The 557-nt window shown below is 19.0% G+C and carries 1 protein-coding gene; it reads left to right on the top strand.

Annotated features, from left to right (window positions below):
• Positions 1 to 194: 194 nt before the first annotated feature.
• Positions 195 to 557 (top strand): hypothetical protein (locus AWT72_RS08765; protein ID WP_156413153.1); only part of this gene is annotated, 363 nt, incomplete at its 3' end.

Raw genomic sequence — 557 nt, 5'->3', positions numbered from 1 at the left:
AATAAACAAAAATATTATTTGATATATATATAGATTTTTGGACACTTCAAATAATGTAATTAAACTTTCAGAAAATGAAAAAAAAGAATTAAAAGAAAAAATAAAATCATATTATAATTCAGAAATAATTGAAGTTGCAATTTTTGAGCCTGAATAATTAATATTTAAAAAAATAGAGGAATAGTATTATAAAAATGAAAAATATAGTAAAACTATTAATAATCTTTATATTTAGTGTTTCATGTTATGATAAAACATTAAAAAAAGATTTTGTAGATATTGTAAAAAAAGAATTTAATTTAACGTTTGATGATGAAAAAATAGAAATGCAATCATTAATGAGTGGTATTGATGAACCCGCTAGTTTAAAAATAATTAGAAAAGATTTGAATAATGAGTATGTAGAAATTTGGAGAAGTCATTTTTATAAAGTAGAGCCTAAAATAAAAATTTTGTATTTATTTTTTGAAACTTTAGGCTATGAAGCATATATTGTAAATGAGTTAATATATGATTTAAGTATAGGCACTATTTTTCATGAAATAGAAAAAATACTT

The organism is Oceanivirga salmonicida (genome assembly GCF_001517915.1).
Taxonomy (GTDB): domain Bacteria; phylum Fusobacteriota; class Fusobacteriia; order Fusobacteriales; family Leptotrichiaceae; genus Oceanivirga; species Oceanivirga salmonicida.
The sequence above is the reverse complement of the archived record's forward strand: the minus strand, read 5'-3'. Positions and strand labels throughout refer to the sequence as shown.